20 protein-coding genes are annotated in these 25980 nt (G+C 45.5%); 7 read left to right on the top strand and 13 right to left on the bottom strand.

The features are described from left to right. Positions 1-31 precede the first annotated feature (31 nt). Positions 32-2023 carry a TolC family protein gene (locus H9W84_RS00990; RefSeq protein ID WP_095356477.1) on the bottom strand — a complete coding sequence of 664 codons (1992 nt, stop codon included), beginning with the start codon at positions 2021-2023 and terminating at the stop codon, positions 32-34. A gap of 580 nt (positions 2024-2603) precedes the next feature. Between H9W84_RS00990 and H9W84_RS00985 the strand changes: the two genes are divergently transcribed. Continuing rightward, the gene (locus H9W84_RS00985; RefSeq protein WP_239743578.1) at positions 2604-3887 is read left to right on the top strand and encodes a replication-associated recombination protein A; all 1284 of its coding nucleotides are present in this window, start codon (positions 2604-2606) and stop codon (positions 3885-3887) included. Positions 3888-3897: 10 nt separating this feature from the next. Here H9W84_RS00985 and H9W84_RS00980 read toward each other — a convergent pair whose 3' ends face one another. Then, entirely contained in the window at positions 3898-4551 is a 654-nt protein-coding gene (locus H9W84_RS00980; RefSeq protein WP_239741314.1) for a BLUF domain-containing protein, read from the bottom strand. A gap of 450 nt (positions 4552-5001) precedes the next feature. Here H9W84_RS00980 and ribBA point away from each other — a divergent pair, with 450 nt between their 5' ends. Next, a complete protein-coding gene (gene ribBA / locus H9W84_RS00975) occupies positions 5002-6114 on the top strand; it encodes a bifunctional 3,4-dihydroxy-2-butanone-4-phosphate synthase/GTP cyclohydrolase II (protein ID WP_239741312.1) in 1113 nt (370 codons plus the stop codon). 67 nt (positions 6115-6181) lie between these two features. Here ribBA and H9W84_RS00970 read toward each other — a convergent pair whose 3' ends face one another. After that, on the bottom strand, positions 6182-6655 hold the full coding sequence (locus tag H9W84_RS00970; RefSeq protein ID WP_239741310.1) for an acyl-CoA thioesterase: 474 nt from the start codon (positions 6653-6655) through the stop codon (positions 6182-6184). Between the two features lie 53 nt (positions 6656-6708). After that, positions 6709-7683: an acyl-CoA thioesterase gene (locus H9W84_RS00965; protein WP_239741309.1), complete on the bottom strand. Its 975-nt coding sequence runs from the start codon at positions 7681-7683 to the stop codon at positions 6709-6711. A gap of 183 nt (positions 7684-7866) precedes the next feature. Between H9W84_RS00965 and plsB the strand changes: the two genes are divergently transcribed. After that, a complete protein-coding gene (plsB, locus tag H9W84_RS00960) occupies positions 7867-10632 on the top strand; it encodes a glycerol-3-phosphate 1-O-acyltransferase PlsB (protein WP_239741307.1) in 2766 nt (921 codons plus the stop codon). Positions 10633-10692: 60 nt separating this feature from the next. Here plsB and H9W84_RS00955 read toward each other — a convergent pair whose 3' ends face one another. Next, entirely contained in the window at positions 10693-11418 is a 726-nt protein-coding gene (locus H9W84_RS00955; RefSeq protein ID WP_096488321.1) for an SPOR domain-containing protein, read from the bottom strand. 62 nt (positions 11419-11480) lie between these two features. Then, entirely contained in the window at positions 11481-13298 is a 1818-nt protein-coding gene (argS, locus tag H9W84_RS00950; RefSeq protein ID WP_239741305.1) for an arginine--tRNA ligase, read from the bottom strand. Between the two features lie 266 nt (positions 13299-13564). Here argS and H9W84_RS00945 point away from each other — a divergent pair, with 266 nt between their 5' ends. Then, entirely contained in the window at positions 13565-13783 is a 219-nt protein-coding gene (locus H9W84_RS00945) for a DUF2788 domain-containing protein (protein ID WP_007117392.1), read from the top strand. Between the two features lie 79 nt (positions 13784-13862). Here H9W84_RS00945 and cmoB read toward each other — a convergent pair whose 3' ends face one another. Next, positions 13863-14915: a tRNA 5-methoxyuridine(34)/uridine 5-oxyacetic acid(34) synthase CmoB gene (cmoB, locus tag H9W84_RS00940; RefSeq protein WP_239741303.1), complete on the bottom strand. Its 1053-nt coding sequence runs from the start codon at positions 14913-14915 to the stop codon at positions 13863-13865. 48 nt (positions 14916-14963) lie between these two features. After that, on the bottom strand, positions 14964-15737 hold the full coding sequence (gene cmoA, locus H9W84_RS00935) for a carboxy-S-adenosyl-L-methionine synthase CmoA (protein ID WP_050325184.1): 774 nt from the start codon (positions 15735-15737) through the stop codon (positions 14964-14966). Positions 15738-16005: 268 nt separating this feature from the next. Here cmoA and msrA point away from each other — a divergent pair, with 268 nt between their 5' ends. Both msrA and H9W84_RS00925 read left to right on the top strand, forming a co-directional pair. Next, positions 16006-16536 carry a peptide-methionine (S)-S-oxide reductase MsrA gene (gene msrA, locus H9W84_RS00930; protein ID WP_065262829.1) on the top strand — a complete coding sequence of 177 codons (531 nt, stop codon included), beginning with the start codon at positions 16006-16008 and terminating at the stop codon, positions 16534-16536. A 253-nt stretch (positions 16537-16789) separates the two neighbouring features. After that, entirely contained in the window at positions 16790-18175 is a 1386-nt protein-coding gene (locus H9W84_RS00925) for a lytic murein transglycosylase (RefSeq protein ID WP_239741301.1), read from the top strand. A gap of 189 nt (positions 18176-18364) precedes the next feature. Here the strand turns inward: H9W84_RS00925 and H9W84_RS00920 are convergent, their stop codons facing one another. The 4 genes from H9W84_RS00920 to H9W84_RS00905 all read right to left on the bottom strand — a co-directional run bounded on the left by H9W84_RS00920 (position 18365) and on the right by H9W84_RS00905 (position 21732). Further along, on the bottom strand, positions 18365-18625 hold the full coding sequence (locus H9W84_RS00920) for a hypothetical protein (RefSeq protein ID WP_099833334.1): 261 nt from the start codon (positions 18623-18625) through the stop codon (positions 18365-18367). A 199-nt stretch (positions 18626-18824) separates the two neighbouring features. After that, the gene (locus H9W84_RS00915) at positions 18825-19832 is read right to left on the bottom strand and encodes a DUF4062 domain-containing protein (RefSeq protein ID WP_239741299.1); all 1008 of its coding nucleotides are present in this window, start codon (positions 19830-19832) and stop codon (positions 18825-18827) included. A gap of 129 nt (positions 19833-19961) precedes the next feature. Next, positions 19962-20831 carry a glutamate racemase gene (gene murI, locus H9W84_RS00910; RefSeq protein WP_239741297.1) on the bottom strand — a complete coding sequence of 290 codons (870 nt, stop codon included), beginning with the start codon at positions 20829-20831 and terminating at the stop codon, positions 19962-19964. 187 nt (positions 20832-21018) lie between these two features. Next, entirely contained in the window at positions 21019-21732 is a 714-nt protein-coding gene (locus H9W84_RS00905) for a DUF1285 domain-containing protein (protein WP_239741296.1), read from the bottom strand. Positions 21733-22279: 547 nt separating this feature from the next. Between H9W84_RS00905 and H9W84_RS00900 the strand changes: the two genes are divergently transcribed. Next, on the top strand, positions 22280-23941 hold the full coding sequence (locus H9W84_RS00900; RefSeq protein ID WP_050325177.1) for an electron transfer flavoprotein-ubiquinone oxidoreductase: 1662 nt from the start codon (positions 22280-22282) through the stop codon (positions 23939-23941). 62 nt (positions 23942-24003) lie between these two features. Here H9W84_RS00900 and H9W84_RS00895 read toward each other — a convergent pair whose 3' ends face one another. Next, a complete protein-coding gene (locus H9W84_RS00895) occupies positions 24004-25821 on the bottom strand; it encodes an alkaline phosphatase D family protein (RefSeq protein ID WP_239741294.1) in 1818 nt (605 codons plus the stop codon). Positions 25822-25980: the final 159 nt, after the last annotated feature.

The following is a 25980-nucleotide window of genomic DNA, read 5'->3' as shown; positions in this document are numbered from 1 at the left end:
GTGAAATAAAGACACGGGTTAAAATAATTGATTAGTTCTTACGATGTTCAAAATAAATCGCGGGTAGCTTGACGTCCGCTGCCTGCATATAACGGTTAAACTCTAGCGGCGTACCGCAGCTTTGCATCAAGTCTGCCATTGCCTGTACATAATCATTTGCCGCTTTGGCCTGCTCGGTTTTGGCTTTTTCCAAATTGGCTTCGGCTTGCATCACTTCTACGGCCGTGTTGACGCCTTCTTTAAATCCAAGCTGACGAAAGCGTAGCATCTCACTGGCAAGCTCAATATTGGTATTTAAGGCAATAAAATTATCGCGTGCATTGTTGACTGTTTGCCAATTTTTTTCTACCAATAACATAATATTATCATTGACATCCACTTGGCTAAATTCGGCTTGGTGCAGCTTGGCAAGGCTCGATTGGGTGCTAGTACGGCGATCTACCCCACCCCACAATTTCCAGTTGGCAGACACCCCAGCAATCCAATTTGGGTCAGCGTCGATTTCAGAGCGACCAAAGACGGTGACATTGGGTTTGTAGGCGGATTCACTAAATTCATGCAGCGCTTTGGCTTGGTTGTACTTGGCGGCGACCTTATCAAAACCTGGGTGATGCATTTTAGCCTGCTGCTGAAAATAACTCAGCGGCGGCAACGGCTTGGTGGATACAAATAAAGGCGATGTTGGTTTGATAAAATACGGCGTGCGCAGTAACCGCTGTAGCGCGGTCATGGCAAGCTCAGCATCGTTCAGCGCTTTGCTATTTTCGTATTCGGCATCGGCTAAGGCTTTTTTGGCTTCCAAACGCTCGACTTTTGAAATCAGCCCCACATCGAGTGCGCGCTGTGCGGCATGGTCGGTGGCACGAATCGCATTGAGCGCATCGGCGCGTAGATACGCTGCCATGATGGCAAGCTGGGTTTGAAAATAGCGTTTGGTAAGCGTGGTGTATTGTTCATCCAGTGACAAGTCAGCATCGGCACGGCTTTCATCGGTCATACCATTGAGCAAACTGGTCACTGCTTCGGTTTTATGTCCGTTATAAGCAGACCACAGCACGGTGACATTTGCGCCTGTTCTATTTTTGTCGACATTGGCAGGGATGCTATTGGGAATCGGGTCGGTGATTAAACCACCGATATCTACTGCCGTAGTAGGCAGTGGCAAAGTGATGGGCAAATTGCCAATATTGTTATTGACTGCGTTGTCAATGGCTAGGTTGTTTTTAATGCCCGTGGTATCTATATTGTTATCCACATGTACATGCGTGGCACTGGCACCCAGATACACAATCGGTTTGTTTAAGCCTTTGGTCGACTCAGCTCGCAGCTCATTACTCACGATTGCCGCATTGTCAGCCGCGACTTTGGGTGATACTTTGACTAGGTACTGCTGCGCTTGTGCCAGTGTCAAATTACTGGGCACATCTAGGCCATAACTTGGCGGATAAGGCACCCCATTATTGATAGTAGGATCGTAGCTGAGCCCAGCTGCTTTCCCCCCTTTGACTTCATTGGCGCGGGTCGCGGTTTTTTTCGATGGCGTGTCTGCTGATGGTGCGTCGGTGGCAGGGCTAGCATTGAGTACAGGCTCAGGATTGGGCGGGGTATTGATTATCGGCGTAAACTCCGCGGTATCGCCACTGGTACTGGGCTGCAATCTGCTAGTGGGCTTTGTGGTTGGCGCTGCTGGTGTGGTTTTAGCCAATGTTTTAACAGAATTTTTAGCCGATGTTTTAGCTGATGTTTTAACAGGCGGCTTGTTAGCATTTTTAGTGGGACTACTGGTCGTTTTGGTGGTTTTTGTCGTGGTCGTGGTGGTGGTTTTTGTTGTAGTTTTTGTTGGGGTCGTTTTGGTAGTGCTAGGTTTGGTGACCGTGGTCGCAGCCGTCGCTGCCAAAGATAAGGACAAATTCAACGAAACCATTGCCATCGTAAACGCAGACAGGGTAAGCACGCGTGATAGTGGCTGTGGATGATGGCTTACTGAGTAAGTCGATGGTTTGATGGATTGATGTAATTTCATACGACTCGCTAATAACTTGCCTATGGCTTTGCCGCAACATAACAACCCCGCAAGCCGTCAATTACCCTAGTAATTGATGCGGTCGCTGTTATGATGCCCGTATTACCAAAAAACTGTCTTATTAAATAATGCCTAATTAAATAATAATGAAATACCAAAGTGAGCACTAACTGTCATTTTGTATATTAACTAAAGTATAAGATTGTAAAAAGAAAAAAATGACCCGTCAATCTACACTTGTCATATTAACAATATTGTAGTTTTTTTAATAATATGGCTCATTAAGCCTCACATCATTACTGTTTATTTTTATTTAACAAAGTAAAAATATTTCTCAATCCAAGTAGTCACACAAATCAAACAAGTTAGCCTACCGCTATCGTTTAGGCATGCTAAAATTCTTAAAAAACCCTCGTTGTTTTTAATGCAGTTACTTTTACCAAGTTATTTTTGCCAAGCTACTTTCACTAAATTACTTTTACCAAATAAGTACCGCACTTAGCTACAATTCCAATTTAAAAAATAGTGAAATCGCTGAAGACCTTCGACTAAGTAATCCAGTTAAACTTATACCTTAATGATGAATCAACTCGCTCAAATCCCCCTTGCCCAACGTGTCCGCCCAAAATCGCTTGACGAGGTAATCGGACAAACCCATTTGCTCGATGCCAACGCACCGATTCGCCGTATTGTTGAGCAAAGTTACTTGCCCTCGATTATTTTGCATGGGGAAGCAGGCATTGGCAAAACCACCCTAGCCATGCTATTAGCCGATGCAGTGGGTCGTCCTTTTCGCCCGCTCTCTGCTATCAATGCAGGGGTCAAAGAACTGCGTGAAGTACTGGCAAAAGATGACGGCTTGTTTGGCGAGCCGCCGGTGGTATTTGTCGATGAGATTCATCGGTTTAACAAAGCCCAGCAAGATGCACTCCTCGGCGCGGTTGAGTCAGGGGACATTACTTTAATTGGTGCGACCACCGAAAACCCCTCGTTTAGTGTCAACAATGCGCTATTGTCTCGTTGCCAAGTGTATCGGCTCAACCCCTTGAGCGAAGATGAAATCAGCCAAGTACTACAACGTGCCATTGGCGATGATGCAGTTTTTAAAAAATTTAAGATTGAAATACAATCAAGCCAAGCGATTTTTGCGCTATCGCAAGGCGATGCGCGTAAGGCGTTAAATTTACTTGAACTCGCCATTCAATCAAGCCCCAATTTTAAGCAAGGCAGCCAGTCAGCGATTGTGGTGACTGATGACAATGTCATCGCGGTGGCAGGTGCAAGCCTGGTACGCTACGACAAATCAGGTGATGGCCATTATGACCTAGTGTCAGCGATGATTAAGTCAGTCCGTGGTAGCGACGCTGATGCGGCACTGTATTGGATGGCGCGGATGCTGACAGCGGGCGAAGACCCTGCCTTTATTGCGCGGCGGTTGGTGATTTTGGCAAGTGAAGATATCGGACTTGCCAATCCCAATGCGTTACTCCTTGCCGATACCGCCCTGCGAAGCGTGCAGAGCATCGGTATGCCTGAAGCGCGGATTATTTTGGGGCAAGCGGTGGTGTATTTGGCGACATCGCCGAAGTCCAATTCTAGTTATCAGGCGATCAATAAAGCGATGCGACTGGCCGAAAATGACCAATCGCCCGTACCGCTACATTTGCGTAATGGCGTCACCAAACTGATGCGCGCCGAAGGTTATGGCGCCAATTATATCTATCCGCATGACTACCCTAACCATTACCACCCACAGCAGTATCTGCCTGATAATTTGCTGGGCACGCGGTTGTTTGACTTTGCTGATAATGCCAAAGAACAGCAAACCTATGCCTTTATACAGTGGTTAAAGGGCAATCATTGAACAGCGGTGATTAAAGCGCGGCGGCTAAAAAACCCGTCAAAGCAGACAATGGATGATTTAGCGCAGCCCAATGAACCCTATTCTGTAATACCCAGTATATCACCAGCAATAAAAACACCAATAAAAACCCAAGCTGAATCCACAAAAAATAGCGATGCTTAAAGCCCAATCGGCGCAGCGTGGCATGGCTATAACTGCCCTTATCAAAGTTGGTATGTTGATGCCTTTGCCATTTGCCCGAACGATAATAGTTTTCTACATCCGCAAGTAACCTTGGGACACTGGCGCTATCAAATTGCGCAGTTTCAAAATAATCTAGCAGGGGGCTGATATCATCGACATCATCCATATCACTGACGCTATCTAAATTGATGCAGTGCATTTTCCAGTGTCCAAATAGCGCATTGGGCGCCTGTCCCTGCGCAATGACGTGAATATTTTTGTGTCTTTTATCGGCTTTGATTTTGTCAAATAGTTGGGTGATAGTGCGCTCACTACCTTCCATATAGTGTAGAAAGTTGCCTTGCTTGAGAAATAGTACGCTATTGACATTTGCCTGAGTGTTGCGCGCGAATGACTGACGATAGATATCAGGCAACGTCATCGTATGCAGACTTGCTTGCAAGGTAATTTTGCTCGTATAAATAAGATAAAAGACTGACATCACAGGATCCTTAGATAAATAAATCGGTTAGACGTCTATGACTTTTTAATAACGTTTTCTTCAAACGTATTAAGAATGTAATTTTTATTAATTATTAAGTAATAATATATCAGTTTTTTTTAATTTTTGCTCAAAAATTATACAAAATCAGCACTTTTTGTTAAATTTTTCAACTAATTTATCCGCATGTTTTATCTGAATGCGCTACCAACGTCTATGGCTATCAATATTTCGCTGCTTAGACTAACTGAGTTAATGCTATAATAGCGATCTAATAAAAAATGAGCGCCTGTGCTAGCTTCACCCAATTTAATGAAGTGATTGTTAAGATTAATTTAGACAATAGTTTGAACAATACATACTAGCTGATAGCGCTTATTTTCTGTCCCTATTTTTCAATCAGTTTTTTAATCAATGTTATTTTAATAAATCGCTAACAAAGGCACTTTTATGGCATTTAATACAACGGCAGAAATTATCGATGACATCCGTGCAGGCAAAATGGTCGTTTTGATGGATGATGAAGACCGTGAGAACGAAGGCGACTTGGTGATGGCCGCCACCCATGTACGCCCAGAAGATATTAACTTTATGATTACCCATGCGCGTGGCTTGGTGTGTTTGACCATCACCGCTGACCGCAGTGAACAGCTCAATTTACCGCTTATGTCGGATAAAAATGGCGCTAAATTTAGCACCAACTTCACGGTATCGATTGAAGCGGCAGAAGGGGTCACCACAGGTATCTCAGCAGCGGATCGCGCCAGAACCATCCAAACAGCGGTGTCTTCGACTGCCAAACCCGAAGACATCGTACAACCGGGACATGTATTCCCGATCGTGGCACAAAATGGCGGTGTGCTACACCGTGCCGGTCATACTGAAGCCGGCTGTGACCTAACACGCTTGGCAGGACTTGAACCTGCGGCGGTGATTTGTGAAATTATCAAAGAAGATGGCGAAATGGCGCGCCGTGATGACCTAGAGATTTTTGCCAAAGAACATGGCTTAAAAATCGGTACCATCGCCGATTTGATTAATTACCGTATTGCCAATGAGCAAACGGTAGAAACCATTGCCAATTATCCTATGCAAACTGAGTTTGGTGAGTTTACTGCTTATCGTTTTAAAGAAAAAAATTCAGAGGATACCCATTTGGCACTGGTCAAGGGCAACCCACAAGAAGGCGTGAGCACTGTGCGGGTGCATAGCTTCCAGCCATTGCGCGATTTATTCACCGTGCAGCTACCCAACAGCGGTAAGAGTAACTGGGATATCCATGCCTCACTCAAAGAAATTAGCCAATCCGAGCGTGGCGTGTTTGTCTGGATTGGGCATCAGCAAGCGATTGATATGGGCGAAGCGCTCGATAACTTTGTGGCTGACAAACCCAACTCACCGCTTAAACACCAACCCTACCGCAGCATTGGGGTTGGTTCACAGATTTTACGTTATCTGGGCGTGCGTGATATGCGTTTGCTGTCATCACCGCTCAAATTCAACGCGTTATCAGGATTTGACCTAAACTTGGTCGAAACCGTTGCCAACCCAGACCACAAATAGCAATTCACTAGACAAAAAAAGCCACGAGCATTGCAGCTTGTGGCTTTTTTAACAATTTTAGTAACAGTTAAACCGTATGACTTTCTAACTCGGCAAATTGTTGGCGTTGACCATCAGAAATCGGTTGCTTGTTTTTACCGGATTGGTCAAAAAATACAATGACTGAGGAGGCGGTAGCGACGACTTTTTGCTGGGCCGTGCTAAAGTAAACATAGTCATGGGTCAGACTGGTATTGCCTATTTTTTTGGCACGAATACCAATCCAAAGCACATCGGGGAAAGTGACCGAATTTAAATACTGGCAAGATGACGAAGCGAGCACGGTATAAGTTTGTAAGTTAAACATATCGACTTGTTCAAGGTAGTGGATACGTGCGCGCTGGGCATAGTTGTAATACACCACGTTATTGACGTGATTGAACGCGTCCATATCGCCCCATTCGACTTTTTGCTCATAGATAACAGCAAAGCCTTTTAATGGGTGATTGTCTTGTTGGGCGATGTTCTGGCGAACGGCATCACTCATTGGGGGATTGGACATATTTCTCTCTCTTATACGGCTACTATTTAATACAAGGTAAAATTATTGAATCACTAGCGCAGTCGCATTAGCCCTTGCTGCTGGGTTGTGGCGACCAATTTACCATTTTGCCAAAATTGACCGTGGTTTAGGCTTTTTGACTGTGACGTGGTATCGCACCACATGTTGTAGAGTAACCAATCATTCATATCAAATGGGCGGTGAAAATGCATACTATGGTCGATACTTGCCGCTTGCAATCCTTTGGTCATAAAGCTAATCCCGTGTGGCATCAGCCCTGTACCAATCAAATAAAAATCAGAAGAAAATGCGAGCAGTGCTTGTTGCACTTGAATTGACTGTTTACCCAGCTGCGGAATACGTAGCCAATTAGCTTGGCTAGGTTGCATGATTTTTGGATGAATCGGGTCACGCGGCTGTACTGGCTTGATTTCGATATGACGCTGGCGCATAAAGCGCGCTTTGAGCGCATCGGGGATTTTGCCTACCACTTGGTCTTTGAGCTGCTGCTCGGTCAGCAACACATCTGGCGCAGGATACGTTGGCATCGCTTGTTGATACTCAAGCCCTTCTTCAAACGGTGAAAAAGACGCCATCATGGTAAAAATAATGCTCGGTTGATTATCGTCATCATATTGGCGTGCTGTCACTTGACGTGAAGCAAGGCTACGACCATCACGTAATTTCTCGACTTGGTAATATACAGGCTTATTGATATCGCCACCGCGCAAAAAATAGCCATGAAATGAGTGGCAAGGTTTTGCATGCTCCACGGTATGGCTGGCGGCCATCAATGCTTGTCCCAGTACTTGCCCACCAAAAATACGCGCGCCGACATAATCGTGGCTTTGCCCAATAAATACATTGTCTTGATACGGCACGAGGGTTAAGGTTTCTAATAACTGCGAGACCAATTGCTGCCAACTCGCTTGCTGCTCAAGCTGCTGCGTTACGGCTGTTACCGGCACCTGTGGTTGGTGAGTGATATCAATGGTATGGGTATGGTTTATATCTTGCTGGTTTGCCATAGACACTCTTATGATTAACGTTATTTTTGGGTAGATAAAATGGATTAAAGTCACTCATTATACAAGAATTTTTGCGTGATAAGGTTTAGAAATTCATCAATCTATGGCATGATAAGACATATTTTAAACCTTGTATTTATCTTTAAAAACTCACGAAAAAATCACGCAATCACTAGGCATACTATGAATCACGTAGGGAAAAATTCAGGCACTACCGAAGCGAATAACAAAGGTACCCATCCTGCTGCGACCCCGCTGTTAAAAAATCTATACCGACAAGTCTCTGGCAAATTATTGGGGCTCGCCGTCAAATCCAAACTTATCGGCGACATCCCCAATATTAGCCAAGCTAGCACCCATGTTAGCGATGATAAGCTACCGCCAGCTAGCGATAGCTTAGCAAGCGCCAATAACAATATGGATAGCGACACCTCAAGCCAGCGCCTCACCTTTTATGTGCTCAAAGAGTATTCTCGTAGCAACAGTATTTTAATTGACCTAGAAACCAAACAATACGACTTACCCCCTGCCCTAGCCAATGTCATCGATCGGGCGCATGGTATTGATGAAAATACCGCAATGATTTTTTTGCATCACCATAAAACAGAAAAACTGTCTCATGACAGCGCCGTATTTTCACCTCGCCTATTACGCTTGATTGAAGCCGTCGAGAAATACTCAACGCTACACATTGATTTTATTCCTGTCACTATCTTGTGGGGGCGCGCCCCAGAAAAAGAAGATTCGCTGTTTAACCTCCTCACCGCTGATGAATGGCAAGTACCCACCATCAGCAAACAGCTATTTAATATCGGGGTCAAAGGGCGAGATACCTATGTGCAGTTTCACGCGCCCAAAGACCTGCGTGGCATCATCGAAGATGAGATTAGCAAAAACCCTGCGCTGCAATCAGGTAGCCTAGCATCCACTGATGATGCTAGTGAAGACCGCCAGCATTTACACACCATCACTGCACGGGTACAGCAGCGTTTAGAAGGTTATCTGGATAAACAACAAGAAGCCATCTTGGGCCCTGACTTATCAGACCGTCGCAATGTGGTCGATAAAATTCTGTATACGCCTGCCATTCAGCACGCCATCAATATCGATAGCAAAGAAAACTCGCGTGAACTCGCCAAAAGCCGAAAATTGGCACGTGGCTATTTGAACGAGATTGCCAGTGACTATTCGTCTGCAACCGTGCGCTTTTTTGACCGGTTTTTGACCTGGCTGTGGACACAGTTGTATGACGGGGTTGAGGTGGCGCACTTTGAGCGGGTACGCGAACTGGCATCCGACCATGAAATCATCTATGTGCCTTGCCACCGCAGTCACATGGACTATCTGTTGCTGTCATACGTGATTTATAAACGTGGGCTGCGTGTGCCCTACGTTGCCGCAGGCGAGAACCTAAACATCCCCGTGCTAGGTCAAATACTACGCAATGGCGGCGCTTTCTTTATGCGTCGCAGTTTTAAAGGCAATCCGCTGTACTCTGCGGTGTTTCGTGAATACGTGCATAGTATGTTGATGCGCAACACGCCGATTGAGTACTTCATCGAAGGCGGTCGCTCGCGCTCAGGTCGCTTGTTACCGCCCAAAAAAGGGATGCTAGCGATGACGGTACAAAGCCATCTGCGCCAAGCAGGCAAACCGATTGTCTTTATCCCGACCTACATCGGTTATGAACGTATTATGGAAGGCGGCACTTATGTCGGTGAGCTTAAAGGTAAGCCCAAAGAATCTGAGTCGCTACTCGGTCTGTTAAAAGCTAGCCGAAAAATCGAGCGTATCTTTGGTCATGTGCACGTCAGTTTTGGTCAGCCGCTGTATCTAGCTGATTTTATGAAAAAATTTGACGTTGCCCCAAACACCCTACCCAAAGATCGTACTGATAGTGATATGCCCGCCAATGTCACTCACATGATTGACAATTTGGGCATCAAAATCATGCAGCGTATCAACCGCTCTGCGGTGCTTAACCCAGTCACTTTGCTAGCTTTGGTACTGCTCGACACGCCCCATGGCGCGCTCGATGAGCAAAGCTGTCGTGAACAGTTGGCACTGTATCAACGTATTGCAGAAAAAATCCCGTATGATGATGATGTGTCAATCACCCAGCAAAGCCCAGAAGCCATTATCAATTATGGTGTCAAGCTTAAACTCATCGAGCGCACCCCACATGTGCTCGGTGATTTGATTCGTATTGCGGACGGTCAAGCGCCGCTACTGAGCTATTTTCGCAACAATATTTTGCATATTTATATCATCGCGTCACTGTGCGCATCATTGATACAGCGTAATGGCACCATGAGCCTAAACACCATTGAGCGGGTGGTAGGTATCATGTACCCCTTCTTGCAAGCAGAGTTGTTTTTGAAATACCCACTGCGCACCCTAAATGACACTTTGCGAGAGCATATCGATACGTTGGTCGAAGAAAACATCATCGTGGATAAAGGAGTGAATGCGGACGGTCATCGCATGCTGACCACGCCAGAGCCGAATACCCGTAGCTATCAGCAGTTGACAGTACTTGCCAACTCAGTTGAGCAAAGTCTAGAGCGCTACTTTATGGTACTTGCGCTGCTGAGTCAGCAAGGCTCAGGCAAACTCACCAAAGATCAAGTGATTGATTTGGGTCATCTGCTCGGTCAGCGTCTATCCGTGCTATATGAAGATGACATGCCAGATTTTTTTGACCGTGCCTTGTTTACTAGCTTTATGGATGCGCTAGAGCGTCTTGGTTATATTACGGTGTCGGCCAGCGGGGTGATTGAGTTTGATGCTCGCATTCATACCATGGCAAAAAGCGCGCGATTTATTCTTAATATGGACGTGATGCATATCTTACAGCAAATCTCACAACTGACTGATGAGGAAATCAAACGCACCTTGACTGAACTGCAAAATAAAAAGCAACGCAAATTTAGCCGTAAAAAAGCTTAATGCCACCAAAAAATAAAAAACCGTGTTATCACAACACGGTTTTTTTGCATGCAAATCAGCCTAGCGACGCTGCTCGACAATCAGTGAATCAATGCGGCTATTTTGTAGTTGGCGCTGGGCTTGTGCCGCCATCTCTGGGCTACTCATGGCGCGAGAGATAACTTGATAGACAGTTTGGTCATTGCTTAAGCGTTTTTTGACGATTTGGGCATCCACCCCCGCCATTAGCACTTCAGCACGGCGTCTATCGGCATCATCAGCATTATCAAAGCTATTGATTTGCAAGATATATGTCCGCGTAGGCTCTTCATTGCCAATGACAATGGCATCGGCACTGCTTTTGTCATCGGCAGCGGTGCTGGTGTCTATCGTACTATTGTTGGCTGAAGTGCGTGGTTTGGTACCATTATCATCAGACAACAACGGATTATCGACCACACTGACATTCGCTGATTTGGACGCACTGGTGCTGTCAGCTTGGGTCAACACCACATCAGGCTGCGCCGAGACTGGCTGACTGGCAGCGGCCTCGTCGGGGACGGCACTGACCTGCTGTTCTTTGAGTAAGTCATAGAACTCGTAGTTATTGGTTTTGGGTTTGTCTTGCACCTTTGGCTGCACCATCGGCGTTTCATCGCTGCTCGTGGTTTTGCCTTGGTTAAATGGATTCCACAAATAAACAAACAGACCAATCCCCACGGTCAATATCATGCCCACCAACATGGCAGCAAAAAACGACATCGTGCTTGGCGCTTTACGCGGGGTCGCTCCTTTGGGTCTTGCCATCATCATCTCCTACGACATGGGATACGGTAATATTACAGCGTTTTTAGCGTATCTTAATCATATCACATACTGGTTGGTGCCGTTAATCCGAGCAAAATTAAGCCGTTTTGAATCACTTGGCGTACCGACTTTGATAAACGCAGACGCGCCTGCATCAAGTTGAGTTCGTCTTGGGTCGGGGTTTCGCCATCTTTGGGTAAGATACGGTTGTCGTTGTACCAACCGTGGAACAAGCTTGCCAAATCTTTGAGGTAATTGGTCAATAAATGCGGCTCATAGTTGACCGCAGCACGGCGTAGCACTTCAGGGTAAGAAGCCAGTAAGCTCAATAAATCCGTTTCAACCGGTTGGGTCAGCAGATGCTGGTGTGCTTTGCCGGCTTTGTCATCGACCTTAATACCGCGCTCTTCAGTACGCTCAAGCACACGGCAAATACGCGCATGCGCATATTGAATATAATACACTGCATTATCTTTGGTATGGGATTTGGCAAGTTCTAAGTCAAAGTCAATGTGCTGTTCTGGTTTACGCGCAACATAATAAAAGCGCGCGGCATCATTGCCGACTTCTTGACGCAGTTCACGTAAGGTCACAAACTGACCTGAGCGTGATGACATCTGGATTTGCTCTGTACCGCGCCATAGGGTGACAAACTGCACCAAAATCACATCCATACGCTGGGCATCGTAGCCCATCGCCGTCAATGCCGCTTTCACGCGTTTGATGTAACCGTGGTGGTCTGAGCCCCACACATCAATAATCTTATCATAGCCGCGGTCAAGCTTGTCTTTGTGGTAGGCGATATCCGAGGCAAAATAAGTAAATTGACCATTGGCACGGCGGACGACACGGTCTTTTTCATCGCCAAATTCGGTGGATTTAAACCACAAATTGCCATCTTTTTGGTATAAAAAACCCCGCTGCTCTAATAATTCCAAAGCAGGCACAATGGCATCTTGGATTGATTTTTCGCTAAACCATTGGTCAAAATGGACATTAAAATCCGCCAAATCATCTTGGATATCTGCCAAGATGGTACTAAGTGCGGCTTCATGAAAAATCTGATAGTTATCGCCCAAATTGGCTTTGGCATTGGCAATCAGCCCGTCAATATGGGCTTCTTTATCACCTGACACACATACTTTTTCGCCGTTGGCATCGATTTGGTACTGGGCATCGGCAGGTACATTGAGTAGCATATGTTCCCAGGCGGTTTTTAGGCTATCGCCATGCTGTTTTTTGATGGGTTTGGCAATATCTTTGACATAATCGCCTTGGTACGCATTGGTGGGAAATACAATTGGCTCACCGCACAGCTCAAGGTAGCGCAAATAGGTACTGGTTGCCAAAATATCCATCTGACGACCCGCATCATTGACATAATATTCCCGCCCGACTTGGTAGCCAACCGCCTCTAGTAAATTGGCCACGCTCATGCCAAACGCAGCGCCTCGACCGTGACCCACGTGTAGGCTTGAGGTTGGGTTGGCAGAGACAAACTCAACTTGGATTTTTTGACCGGCAAATTCTTCGGATGTACCAAAGTCGCCTTTTTGCTGCATGATGGTGTCTAAGATAGCAAAACGCGCGTTATCATCTAAGAAAAAGTTAATAAACCCCGGTCCTGCAATCTCAACTTTGCTAATCATGTCCGAGGCAGGCAACATCGCCACGATGGTTTGCGCCAGTTCACGCGGGTTTTTCTTGGCAGTCTTGGCAGCTATCATGGCAAGGTTACTAGCAAAATCGCCGTGCGCTTGGTCTTTGGTGCGGCTGATGGTACTGTTATCAACCCAATCGATTGGCAAAATTTGCTGTTGTTTTAGTGATTCCACCACTAATGCTAAGGCTTGCGAAATGACGGGTTGTTGTTCTGACATGGAAATTCTCTTTGTTGGCTCACAGGTTTTGTTGCAGGATTGATAGCTAAAAAAGCACGATAAATCAATGAATCACCATCGATTTGACGCTATCACTCGCTCACAATCGATGGGCATTGATTTTGGCGTTCAATATACCAATTTTTGATGGTTTTTTCATTATAATCCTGTCAAAAGATACATGCCATTACAAGGAAACGCGGTTTTTTGGCGTATAATATGTGCTAAAATTTTTTAATGTCTGATGACAATCATAGGATAATAACATGTTTGTTTTAGTCTCTAGTGAGTTAATCACCAAACTTGGCATGTATGTGCTGCTGCCTATCTTTATCGCGTTTTTATTTTTTATCATGTACGATATTTCCAAGAAAAACAATGCAGGCAAACAAGGCACATTTTGGATTTTTTTGGCACTGGGCGGCGGTTTTTTTGGCTTTCTCATCAAAATGGTCTTGGAGTGGTATTTTAGTAGGACGCTTTAAAGTCTCCTACTCTAAACCTTACTAGCCTAAAACGCCATTACCTCAAACTGCATTACCCTTGTTACTTGTTCATGTACCGTTACGGTCGTTTGGCTATCATCACTGCACGGGTCGGGCGTTGATAGCCCTCGATGGTTTTGCTGCTATCATTGGGGTCAAGAAAATCGCTTAAAGATTGATAATCCATCCAGTCGGTTTTGCGTTGTTCATCCGTCGATGTCACATCCACATCGACACAGCGCACCGCCACAAAGCCTACTTTGTATAGCCATAGCGACAGTGCCGCAACCGATGGAATAAAATACACGTTATTCATCTGTGCATAACGCTCACTTGGCACTAGCACGGATGTTGCATCCCCTTCAATCACCAGGGTTTCTAGTACCAATTCTCCGCCTTTTGCTAGCTGATTGTATAGTTGCTCAAGATGCTCAAACGGTGATGCGCGGTGATATAGCACGCCCATACTAAACACGGTATGAAACAGCCCTGCTTGCCCGCTAGTCAAGCTAGGATTGGGCAAAGCTTCAAGCGGTACGGGCACATAGTGCACCCTGTTGCGTCCAAAATCGTTACGGTCAGCGTCTCTGACGAAATGCCGAATCGCCATAAACTGGTGATAAAACAGACACGATGGGTCAATCACAATCACCGTGCTTGCCCCTGCGCCCGCCATACGCCAGCCGTGATAACCCGAACCGCCACCCACGTCTAGCACGCGTTTGCCGTAAAGTGGGCTGATATGCGGCAGTACCCTATCCCATTTCCAGTCACTGCGCCATTCGGTATCAATATGGATTTGCAGGTCATCTCGACCCAGTAAAAAACCGCCTTTGCGCCACGGCATCAAACGTTTGAGTAGCGCATGGGTTTGCTTGTATTCATTCTCTTGCCAATCAAATGCTGCGGTGATACAGGGTTGATTCAACTCTACTTGCGCGTTGTCAACTACGGGCAAGCGCTCAATGAGCGATTGATAAAATGGCGCATGGGCGTAGCGTGATTTGTCTTTGATGGTAGCCAGCCAATTAGGCAACTGGGCAAGCCATTCATTGGCAACTGGGTATTTTTCCGCCAATTGCAGCAAGGTAAGATAGACGTCGGTTTCGGCAGTTTTGATGGTAGCATTCATGGTTGACTCTTTTAGGATTGACAGGTTTTCATTGTTTAAGGGCAATCATCACTTAAACGCAATAATCGACGCAAAGTTTAAAAACTGAAACCACGTCAAATGGCGGTCAAACCCCACCGTTGCTAAACGCTGATGATGAAAATCGAGGGTATCGGTGATAAGTACATTCTCCAGTGCATTGCGTTTACCACTGATTTCCATCTCACTATAGCCATTGGCGCGTTTAAAATCATAATACCGCTCAACGCGCCAGGCATCGTCCGCTTCATCGAGCAAATGGGTTTTTTCGGTCAAAATCAAAATACCGCCTTCAACCAACGCATCATAACAGCGTTTGAGTAACTGCTCGCGCTTGTCAGGAGATAAAAACTGCAAGGTTAAATTAAGCACAATCATATCGCACCGCTCAAACGCTACCTCACACACATCAGCGCAAATCAGCTCAATATCATGCTCAGGATAATGCTGCATCAGTACACTTTGCGCTTTGGCGATCATCGGCTCTGAGATATCAATGGCTTTGATTTGCAAATCTTGCGGCGCAAACTCGCCTGCGAGCGCAAAACTCACCGCCCCGAGTGAACAGCCCAAGTCATAGACGCGGCTGACTTTATTGCCGTCGCTATTGGTTTGGCGAAACTGGCAATGGCGTTTGGCAAAAATCGGCAACATGGCGAGCATCTGCCCATACCCAGGCACACTGCGGCGAATCATATCGGGAAAACAAGCCACCACTTGCTCATCAAAGCTAAACCGCGCATTGGCATCTAGCGGCGTGGTAAATAAAGTATCGTGGGGTGGTTTGGCTTGGGGCTGACTCATGCGGCTGACTCACTATGGCTGATTGAGCGTTACTAAGACTCAGTATCGCTGACTTAGTATCGCTGACAGTTTTATGCTCGCTTCAATGAGGAAACGCTTAAGGAACGCTTAAACTGTCAGGTTTTTAGATAGCGGAAACTTGGTTTACATTGCCTAACTTGAATGGCGAGTAAACTTTGCTATTCTAACATTTTCACCCGTTTTACTTTTAATAATTTATTTTAACCCTTATATAAAACCAATGAGATAACCATAAAAAGGTATTAGTATGCAAACGATTATTTTAGGCGGTGGCTGTTTTTGGTGTACCGAATCAGTATTTAGCCATGTCAAAGGTGTGACCGATGTCACATCAGGGTATATGGGCGGTGATGAAGTAACCGCCAACTACAAAGCCGTCTGTGGCGGCGATACCGGTCATATCGAAGTGATTAAAGTCGATTTTGATGAGACCATTATTCCGCTTGAGACGGTATTGGATATTTTCTTTGCCACCCATGATCCAACGACACAAGACCGTCAAGGTAATGATGTCGGCAGACAATATGCCTCTGTGGTGTTTTACACCGATGAAGCACAGCAAAAACCGACCATTGACCGTGTGATTGGTGAGCTTCGTGATGAGCAAGGCATCAAAGTGGTGACCGAAGTTCACCCTGCTGCGCAGTTTTTCGTTGCCGAAGACTACCACCAAGATTATTACGCCAACAACCCGACCCAAAGCTATTGCAACTTTGTGATTCCGCCCAAGCTTGCTAAGCTTAAACAATATTTTAGTGGTTTTATGATCGAACAATAACGCGTATTGTGATTTTATTGATACTTATTAGTCTTTCCAAAATTGGGCTTTACCGCGTTAATGCCCAATTTTTTCGCGTTAAATAATTGGACTTACCATAGAAGTGCAAAAATTAACGCTTTATCACCCAATGTGAAAAAATGTAATTAAATGCATTTACTCCTTTCACTAAGCAAGCTTTTTTTATACCCTTGAATTAGTCAAAATTCACCCCGTTTGTTGATGTTTTTTCTGTCACTATTCAAGGTTTGTTATGCGTTTACTTCCGATTTTTATGGCGCTGGCAGGCGTGGCAATGATTAGCCAAGCCAATGCCGCACCGACACCGCCTAATCTTAGCAATGCCCAATTTCAACAGTGTTTATCCAATCTCAAAAATAGCAGCACCTTTCGCGGTGTAGCCAGCACTTTAGAACAATATCGCCCAAGTGAGCCTGACCCTAGCGTGATTGTCTCACTCAACTATCAACCTGAGTTTCAAAAAGAAGTGTGGGACTATCTCTCAGGTCTGGTCGATGAAGAACGTGTGCAAGACGGTATCAATGCCAAAAACCAACTGCAAAGCACGCTAAACCGTATCGAGCAGCGCTACGGCGTGAAAGGAACGGATGTACTGGGCGTCTGGGGAGTAGAGTCGAACTTTGGTAAGCAGCTGGGTAAAAAAGACTTAATCCAGTCATTAGCGACCTTGTCTTGCTTTGACCGTCGTCAGTCGTACTTTCGCACGGAATACGCCAACGCGCTGCGTATCTTACAAAATGGTGACATCCGCCGTGATGATATGACTGGCTCATGGGCAGGGGCGTTTGGGCAAACCCAGTTTATGCCAAGTACCTTTTTACGCTTGGCGCAAGATTTTGATGGCGATGGACGTAAAGATTTGGTCAACAGCCAAGCTGATGCGCTCGCGTCAACGGCCAATTTCTTGGATAAAGCCGGTTATCGCACGGGCGAGCCTTGGGGATTTGAGGTCAAGCTGCCCGCAGGGTTTTGGGCAGATAGCAACCGCAAAGCCAAAAAACCGATGAGCTACTGGCGCAGCCAAGGTCTGACCCTTGCTAATGGTCAGCCGCTACCCTTTAGCCTTGATAGTGCAGGTTTGCTATTACCGGCAGGTATTAAAGGCCCTGCGTTCTTAGTGGGTAAAAACTTCGATGCGTTTTATAGTTACAATGCGTCAGAGAACTACGCGCTAGCGATTGCGCATTTGTCCGATATGATTAGCCAAAACCGTACTAGCAATGTCGGCTTTGTCACGCCTTGGCCCACGGATGATGCCGGTATTAGTCGCCGTCAAGCCCGTGAAATTCAGCAAGCACTGCTTAATCGTGGTTATGATATTGGTCAAGCTGACGGCATGATTGGCGATAAAACGCGCTATGCGATTCAAGACTTTCAGCGGCAGCAAGGTGTCAACCCTGATGGTCGTGCGGGTATGAAACTCTACCGTATGCTAATGACTCAGCCAACAGGCAATGCTCAGTATCCAACCCAATACCCGACCCAAACGCCCGTTCGATACCAGTCTGTACCGAATTCAACGATTACTGCCACGCCGACTAAAGTGATACGCGACGCCAATGGGCGCACGAGTTACTATCGTATCGACAATGGGCAAGGTGGGGTGACAACGCCCTAGTCATTGAAACCTTAGTGTTTCAGTGTTAGGCATTAAACCTTAAATGATTTAAACCTGAGTTATTTAAGCCGTAGTCATCTACAATGTTCATCAATTTTTCATTACCCAATAAAAAACCCTTAATGCTGAGATTAAGGGTTTTTTGTTGATAGTGACAGGGTTTTGTTAATATCCCCACATGGGACAACCTTATACAAAAGGTGGCGGGGTGGGCTCTTCACCATCATCCATTTGGATCGGTTTGACTTCGCCTTTTGAATTGCTGCCCCAATTGTCCTCTTCGTCTTCATCCCATTTTTTGAAGTTATCGCGTGGGTTGATGCCACGGCGTTTCATGTCTTCGACTTGCTCTTCGAGGGTGCGAAACTGCTGCGCTTCGTGCATGGTATCTTCAAGTTGGTTGATGTTGTTTTCAAGATCGTCCGCTTGTTGGGTCACATGATTGCTCATAATTTTATCCTCTTTTATTCTCAATGTTATCGTTATGTATGTTGTGAGATTATCATAACACAAACAAATGTGACGCTAGATAGCAGGTCTGTATAATATTGTCATGACATGAGTAAATCATGGTTTGGTCAAAGCTGGTATAAAATGCTGGGATAAAACGCGCATAAAACCATAAAAAATGCGTGTTAGAAACGGCCGATTAGGCGTGTACAATGATGTTAATCTGCCACAGCTCGCGGATACTTCGCTCTTCTTTGACCGAGAACAACCATCGTTTTTTCACCAGTTGGCTTTTTATCCATTGATAATCGATACTACTGATTTGACAGCGCGAGACCGCATGGATATTGGGTGAGATTTTGAGCGCTTCTGCCATTGCAGCATCTTTGAGGGAATCATTAATTTGGGTCAACATCATATTACTGGTAAAGGGCTGTGGTAATGCTTGTAGCGTTTGCACAATATTACCCCAGCTAAAGGTGTAAGTTGCGCTGATTTCTTGCAAATTGCCGCCTTCAAACGCGTGTGCAGTATAGTTGACCAATAACGCCTCATTGAGCTCTTTTGGCGTAACCTGGGTCGGTCTGGCTTCAGCTTCAGGGGACTGTTGAGTGCCATCTAGACTGCTATCAGTTAAGGCGGGTTGCACGCCATTACGGATATGAAATCTATCCGAGACAAACATCGACTTTAAATCGCCACTAGCAGCTGCCGGTAGCGTGCTCAATGAACGGGTGTCTTTGACCCAACCTAATCGCGGAAATTTCTCTTTGATTTCCCCAAGCATACGCACACAGTCTGACACGCCATCATGGGTCTGACCGAAGTGAATTACCCGCAAACCCTGTTCTTTAATCACCAAATTAAACAAATCCAACCGTTGGCGTAATAGCTCATTTTGGTTCAGCTGGGTATTGACTAGCGCAATCATCGGGACGCGTTTTGAAGACGCATAGATATAAGATAAGTGCAGATAACTGACACCAGATAGGCTTAAATGACCGTAATCATTGCCCAAAATAAAAATCATATAATCGCATTGGTCGATTTGTTGGCGGCTGTACTCAACAAAATTGGTATTGGTGGCAAGCAAATCCCAAGTCAAAAAATAATCCGTCGATAACGCGTACTCTAGCGCGTTCTCTAGGTAGAGATTTTCATTTCTCACCAAAGAGATATGAATATGATAACGTTTCTTTTGAGACATGCTATCTTCTCCATAACGCTCTAATGAACGCAATTAATTAAAAAAAATAAAGGATTAAAAGCTCAATCGTTAAAAGCTAAATCGTTAAAAACTAAAAGGGTAAAAAGCCATGCTGACTAACCAACAAGCTCAATACACTGCACCATGTTGAGTCACACACAAGGTAAAAAAATCAATCCCCAACTCTGGCAAAAACCGCTGCAACAAACGCGTTGCCGTCTGCTCAGTAGTGGGTAAGTTGGCAGTGGCATAAAACTGTAACCGTGGTCGCTCTTTATGAGAGGCAAGCTGATGGGCTTGCTCAAGCAAATCATGCACCCGTTTGGCAATGGCATCCCCCGAATCAATCAATGCCACTTGCCCCATACCTTGATGGGTTATAAGCTCATCGATACGCTGTGCCAAATAGACTTTAAAAAAAGGAAAATGGGTACAGCCCAGTACCAATTGGTCTACCTTTTTAGCCTGTAACTCACTTAGCAAGTGATCTAAATCAGTCACGGCTGGGTGATGGCTTGGCATACCCAATTCTACCCAAGGCACTAGGCTGTTAAAGCTATATTTGTGGACAGTCACTTGCTGCGGTTTGGCGACTTGTTCAATGACTTCATTGAGTAAATATCCGTGCAAGGTCGCTGGGGTTGCCAACACCGCAACTTGCTTGGTGACCGACTGCATCACCGCAGGTTTTAATGCGGGGACTAAGCCGACAATCGGCACTTGAGGATACTGCCGCCTTGCCGCCTGTAATCCATGCGCAGAGGCACTATTGCAAGCTATCACAATAAGTTTACAGCCTTGCGAATGTAGCCATGCCACGGCCTGCAAGGTAAGTTCACGAATCTGTACTTCACTGCGTGAGCCATAGGGTACATGCAGGGTATCGGCAAGATAGATATAACGTTCAAATGGCAAGCGTCGCTGCAAATGGGTCAATACCGACAATCCGCCCAACCCAGAATCAAATACGCCTATCGGCGCGCTTGCCAAATCTACCATAGCCTAATCAGTCCAACTCGCAGGGTGTTGCTATTTTAAACCGCAAAATAACTGTACCCATAAAATAGACCACTATCTTATACCAATTTTTAGACGCTCACTACAAAAAAATGCAGTTGCCGAATTTGACAGCAAATTCGTCACCTTGCTGGTTCACAAGCTATCAAAATTTGGCTAAAGCGGCTGGTTAGAGGGTCATCGTCAAGGTAAAAGTGCTATCACCACTGTGCAAAATCAATGACGTCCCCTCTTCACCCTCTGCCAACTCACCCAACTTAATCAAATGGTAAAACACATTGCGATGAATGAGTGCGTATAATGCTGAGTCACCGTTTTGGCGCACCAACAGATAAGGCTGGCTGGCTTGTTTTTGCTGTAAGCCAGCATCATGCTGGCTAGCATGGGTAAATGGCAGACCCAAGCAAATCGGATGCTGCTCGTCAGCAATCACCACATCGCCTTGCGTGGTGGTGAACTGCAACACAGGTTTGCTAGTACCACCAAATTGCTCGTTAATGACGTCCACTTGATTGACTAGCAGTGGCGCGTCTTCTACTTGAATTTGCCATTTCTCAACAGGGGTTTTTAAAAAATACTGAACGTGGTGGTTGTCATCAACCTCTGACCATAACACTTTGGCAAACAGATCAATGAGCAGTGGACGGGTGATTTGACTGCCTTCATGCCACCACTCGCCATTGGCTTTGACCACCATATCCATCGCACCGCTGAGTTTGGGTTGCCATTTTTCAAGCGGTGGAATTTGGCGTGTCGGATGGTTTGCGGTTGCTACTGCTTGCGAAGCGACCGATTGCTCGATTTGTTGGCTTAGCTCGCCTATATCAAAGCTATTATCAAAATTGGGTTTAGATGCTACATTATTAGTATCAGTATTAGTCATTTTATAGCTCGTATTATGGTAGTTTTTATTTAGATTAGGATTTAGAGTATTGTATGGGTTTATGAATGCCATGATGCGCTGTGTTGACATCACTTTGTGGTACATAGTAGTCAATTCAACGCTGGGTTTCAAATAGTCGCTGTTAGTACCTGTGTCGATTTATTGTATATAAAGGTGACAGATAGCATAAGACAAGCCAAATTGGATGCGATAAATTAAGCCCGGCAGTCATTTTCTCCTGCAAAATTATTAGGTGGTTAAACGGTTAATCTATTATACTAAGTAGTATTTTTTCTGAATTCATATAACGATTCATTATATGTTAAAATCAAGAAAACCATTGATAACATTGCCAGCCTGTGCCAGCAATTATTTGATGAACTGATAATCAAAGGCTAACCTTCCCAATCACTAGCCTTGCAAAAATCATCGTGATGCAACTTATGTGTATTGTCAGATGTAAGCTGAAGAAGCGCATTGGATTAAACAATGCACACAAGGTTAAGCAAGTTATCATCACTGAATTTTATTTTTCTAAGGAGTTTGTATGCAAGACATCGAACGCGAGCAAATGGAGTTTGACGTAGTTATCGTAGGTGGCGGACCTTCAGGTCTATCTGCGGCAATTCGTCTACGTCAACTTGCCATTGCTGCTGGCAATCCTGATTTTAGCGTGTGTATCGTTGAAAAAGGGTCAGAATTTGGTGCCCATATCTTATCAGGTGCGGTTATGGAGCCTAACGCACTGACTGAACTGATTCCTGATTGGAAAGAAAAAGGTGCGCCCGTTCGCGTGCAAACCAAAGGTGACCGCGTCTACATGCTCAAAAATGAGACCAAATACCGCGAATTGCCAGAAAAAATCGTCCCAAGCTTGATGCACAACCACGGCAACTACATTATCTCGTTGGGTAACCTTGTACGTTGGTTAGCCACCCAAGCCGAAGAGCTTGAAGTGATGATGTTCCCAGGTTTTTCTGCCGCTGAAATTCTCTATAACGAAGATGGTTCTGTTCGTGGCGTATTGACGGGTGACATGGGCGTCAATGCCGAAGGTCAACCAAAATCAGGCTATGAGCCAGGCTATGAGCTACTGGCGAAATACACCATTTTTGCTGAAGGTTGCCGTGGTCACTTAGGTAAACGCTTAATCAGCCGTTTTAACCTATCAGAAGGCAAAGACCCGCAGCACTACGGTATTGGCTTAAAAGAGCTTTGGGAAATTGACCCTGCCAAACACCAAGAAGGCATGGTGCTGCACGGTTCAGGTTGGCCACTTAGCGAGACGCATAGTAACGGTGGTTGGTGGTTATACTTTGATGAAAACAACCAAGTGTCATTTGGTATGGTGATTGACTTGTCTTATCACAACCCTTACCTATCGCCATTTGATGAGTTACAACGCTTAAAAACCCACCCGCTCATTCGCAATATTTTAGAAGGCGGTAAACGCTTATCTTACGGTGCGCGTGCCTTGACCAAAGGTGGTTTAAACTCATTACCAAAACTGTATTTTGCCGGTGGTGTATTAGTGGGTGACGATGCAGGTTTCCTAAACCCAGCAAAAATCAAAGGTACTCATACCGCCATCAAATCAGGTATGTTAGCCGCTGAAGCCGTGTATGAAGCGATTGCGGCTGGTCGTCAACATGACGAAGTGCCAACCTATGAGCAAAAATTCAAAGCATCATGGCTCTACAACGACATGTACCAAGCGCGTAACTTCGCAAATGCGATGCACCGCATGGGTATCTGGATGGGCGGTGCCTTCAACTTCCTAGAGCAAAATATATTTAAGGGTAAAATGCCTCTGACTATTCGTGACAGAATGCCAGACTACGATGTGCTTGAGCGCGCAGACCACGCTTATATCCCTGAGTATCCAAAGCCCGATGGTAAGCTGACCTTTGATAAATTATCTTCCGTGTTTATCTCCAATACCAACCACGCTGAAGATCAACCTTGTCACCTAAAATTAACCGATCCAGACGTGCCAATTAAGCGTAACCTCAAAATCTTTGCTGAGCCTGCCCAGCGTTACTGCCCAGCAGGGGTATATGAAGTGGTACAAAGTGACAGCGGCGCAAAATTTGTCATCAACTCACAAAACTGTGTGCACTGTAAAACTTGTGATATCAAAGACCCCTCACAAAACATCACGTGGGTCACGCCAGAAGGCGGTGGTGGTCCAAACTACCCAAATATGTAATGATGTATCAAAAAAAAGCCGCTAACGTTAGCGGCTTTTTTATTGGGTTTTGTCAAAGTTGTTTAAACCAAATAAGGCTCACCCACTTTGACACGCATGGTTTTACCAACACTACTTGAATAAGTGGGCTTGGTGATATCGCTGACAAATACCCACTCGCTGGTGCATTGCTCAGGGGTCACTGTCACAATCATATAACCGCGCTGAGAGGTGTCACACCATTTTAACGTACCACCTTTGACCAGCATAGGTAACCCCAGTGCTAACTGTTTTGGGTCAACTGTTGCTAAGTATTCTTCAAAACCTGGCGATGTCACTGACTGTACCGCAAACTCCACCCCAACGGGTTCGCCTTTGACATTGACTAGATTATTCGCCCAAGCGTTATGGGTATCGCCTGCCAATACCACTAAGTTTTTTTGCATCGCGTTGGCAATACCATAAATCATCTCGCGTGCCACCGAATAACCATCCCACGCATCCAGGTTATAAGGGATGAATGGGGCTTGCTGCAACTGTTGTACCATACTCTGCTCTTGCGGCGTCAAGGTCGTGGGGGCGGTCTGCGCTTTTTGCATTAGGGTCAGATAAGTGACGGCATCTACGCCCAAGGCAGGATTCATAAAATTGAGCAGTACGGGTGCAGGAATAAACATCTGCCCCATCACCACTTGCTGACCCAAAATTTGCCAAGTCGACTTTGACGCTTGCAATTGACCTGCTAGCCAGTTTTGTTGTGGCAAACCGATCATTTGGCGGCTGGTATCTTGCATTGCTGCGGTGAATTTTGCGCTATCTAAAGTGAGCTGACCATTGGCGTCTTTAATTAAAAATTTATTGTAATCTAGCTGTTTGTCCCGGGCAATGACACGGGTGTCTAGCATATGTAGACTGAGTAAATTACCAAAATCAAAACTACGATAAATTTGCGTCATCACACTATTACGCGTGGGCATCCATTCATGATAGGCTTTCATCGCGTCCATCTTGCGCTGATTCCAGTCGCCTTCATTAGATTGGTGATTTTCGGCACCTTCTTTGTAGGTGTCATTACTAATCTCGTGGTCGTCCCACACCGCAATCATTGGCATGGCGGCATGTACCGCTTGCAAATCTTTATCGGTACGATATTGGGCATAGCGCAAGCGATAGCCAGTAATGGTGAGTAACTCCTCAACTGGGATGACTTCGCGCTTGAGCTGTGCGGCCTGGCTTGAAGCATAGGCAGGTACCGTTTTACCTTGGTCATCGATGGTATGACGACCATATTCGTAGATATAATCGCCTAAATGCAGCAGCACATCAACGTCGCTGCGCTTGGCAATATCGGCATACGCATGAAAATACCCTGCAGGATAGTTTGAACAGCTCACCACCGCAAGTTTCACTTGATTGACATTCGTGACAGGTAGGGTTTTGGTTTTGCCAATCGGACTGGTGACACCACCACATATAAATCGATAAAAGTAAGGGGTGTTTGGCTGTAAACCCGTGGCATCCACCTTGACCGTATAATCTTGCCCACCGTTTGTTTTGCTCGTGCCTTTATTGATGATGGTGTTAAACGTATTATCACTGGCAATTTGCCAATCGACATCAAGGCTGCTGCCACTGCTCACCGGTGTCACGCGAGTCCATAAAATCACTTTGTCAGCAAGCGGGTCGCCACTGGCCACGCCATGTAAAAAGCTAACCTGCGCTGTGTTATCATTATCATCGTTGTCATTATTACAGCCCGCTAGCATCATCGATGCACCTGCGACAGTCGCAAGCGATGTTGATTGTAAAAAACGGCGACGGTTGATACTTGGGGTTGATGGCTGGGTGTCTTTAATCAAATTGTGGATAGGAGAAGTTTGCTCAGCGGGTTGGTCAGTCATGGGATTTCCTCAAGGTTAGGCAAAGCCACAATATGAAAAGTCAAATTGTGATAAGTCAAATTGTAATAAAAAGATACGCTATCGCTAGGAAACATTAGCTGACGAAGGTGACAACCGTATGACGATTGAATGAACAATTTACGGCAAATTTTAGCCAAT

The organism is Moraxella tetraodonis, assembly GCF_022359095.1.
GTDB lineage: Bacteria > Pseudomonadota > Gammaproteobacteria > Pseudomonadales > Moraxellaceae > Faucicola > Faucicola tetraodonis.
This window is presented reverse-complemented; position numbering and strand designations above follow the sequence as displayed.

What these genes read in the sequence shown, in the direction of transcription:
- H9W84_RS00990 (WP_095356477.1), bottom strand. Translation starts at nt 2,023, where the DNA reads ATGAAATTACATCAATCCATCAAACCATCGACTTACTCAGTAAGCCAT.
- H9W84_RS00985 (WP_239743578.1), top strand. Translation starts at nt 2,604, where the DNA reads ATGAATCAACTCGCTCAAATCCCCCTTGCCCAACGTGTCCGCCCAAAA.
- H9W84_RS00980 (WP_239741314.1), bottom strand. Translation starts at nt 4,551, where the DNA reads ATGTCAGTCTTTTATCTTATTTATACGAGCAAAATTACCTTGCAAGCA.
- ribBA (WP_239741312.1), top strand. Translation starts at nt 5,002, where the DNA reads ATGGCATTTAATACAACGGCAGAAATTATCGATGACATCCGTGCAGGC.
- H9W84_RS00970 (WP_239741310.1), bottom strand. Translation starts at nt 6,655, where the DNA reads ATGTCCAATCCCCCAATGAGTGATGCCGTTCGCCAGAACATCGCCCAA.
- H9W84_RS00965 (WP_239741309.1), bottom strand. Translation starts at nt 7,683, where the DNA reads ATGGCAAACCAGCAAGATATAAACCATACCCATACCATTGATATCACT.
- plsB (WP_239741307.1), top strand. Translation starts at nt 7,867, where the DNA reads ATGAATCACGTAGGGAAAAATTCAGGCACTACCGAAGCGAATAACAAA.
- H9W84_RS00955 (WP_096488321.1), bottom strand. Translation starts at nt 11,418, where the DNA reads ATGGCAAGACCCAAAGGAGCGACCCCGCGTAAAGCGCCAAGCACGATG.
- argS (WP_239741305.1), bottom strand. Translation starts at nt 13,298, where the DNA reads ATGTCAGAACAACAACCCGTCATTTCGCAAGCCTTAGCATTAGTGGTG.
- H9W84_RS00945 (WP_007117392.1), top strand. Translation starts at nt 13,565, where the DNA reads ATGTTTGTTTTAGTCTCTAGTGAGTTAATCACCAAACTTGGCATGTAT.
- cmoB (WP_239741303.1), bottom strand. Translation starts at nt 14,915, where the DNA reads ATGAATGCTACCATCAAAACTGCCGAAACCGACGTCTATCTTACCTTG.
- cmoA (WP_050325184.1), bottom strand. Translation starts at nt 15,737, where the DNA reads ATGAGTCAGCCCCAAGCCAAACCACCCCACGATACTTTATTTACCACG.
- msrA (WP_065262829.1), top strand. Translation starts at nt 16,006, where the DNA reads ATGCAAACGATTATTTTAGGCGGTGGCTGTTTTTGGTGTACCGAATCA.
- H9W84_RS00925 (WP_239741301.1), top strand. Translation starts at nt 16,790, where the DNA reads ATGCGTTTACTTCCGATTTTTATGGCGCTGGCAGGCGTGGCAATGATT.
- H9W84_RS00920 (WP_099833334.1), bottom strand. Translation starts at nt 18,625, where the DNA reads ATGAGCAATCATGTGACCCAACAAGCGGACGATCTTGAAAACAACATC.
- H9W84_RS00915 (WP_239741299.1), bottom strand. Translation starts at nt 19,832, where the DNA reads ATGTCTCAAAAGAAACGTTATCATATTCATATCTCTTTGGTGAGAAAT.
- murI (WP_239741297.1), bottom strand. Translation starts at nt 20,831, where the DNA reads ATGGTAGATTTGGCAAGCGCGCCGATAGGCGTATTTGATTCTGGGTTG.
- H9W84_RS00905 (WP_239741296.1), bottom strand. Translation starts at nt 21,732, where the DNA reads ATGACTAATACTGATACTAATAATGTAGCATCTAAACCCAATTTTGAT.
- H9W84_RS00900 (WP_050325177.1), top strand. Translation starts at nt 22,280, where the DNA reads ATGCAAGACATCGAACGCGAGCAAATGGAGTTTGACGTAGTTATCGTA.
- H9W84_RS00895 (WP_239741294.1), bottom strand. Translation starts at nt 25,821, where the DNA reads ATGACTGACCAACCCGCTGAGCAAACTTCTCCTATCCACAATTTGATT.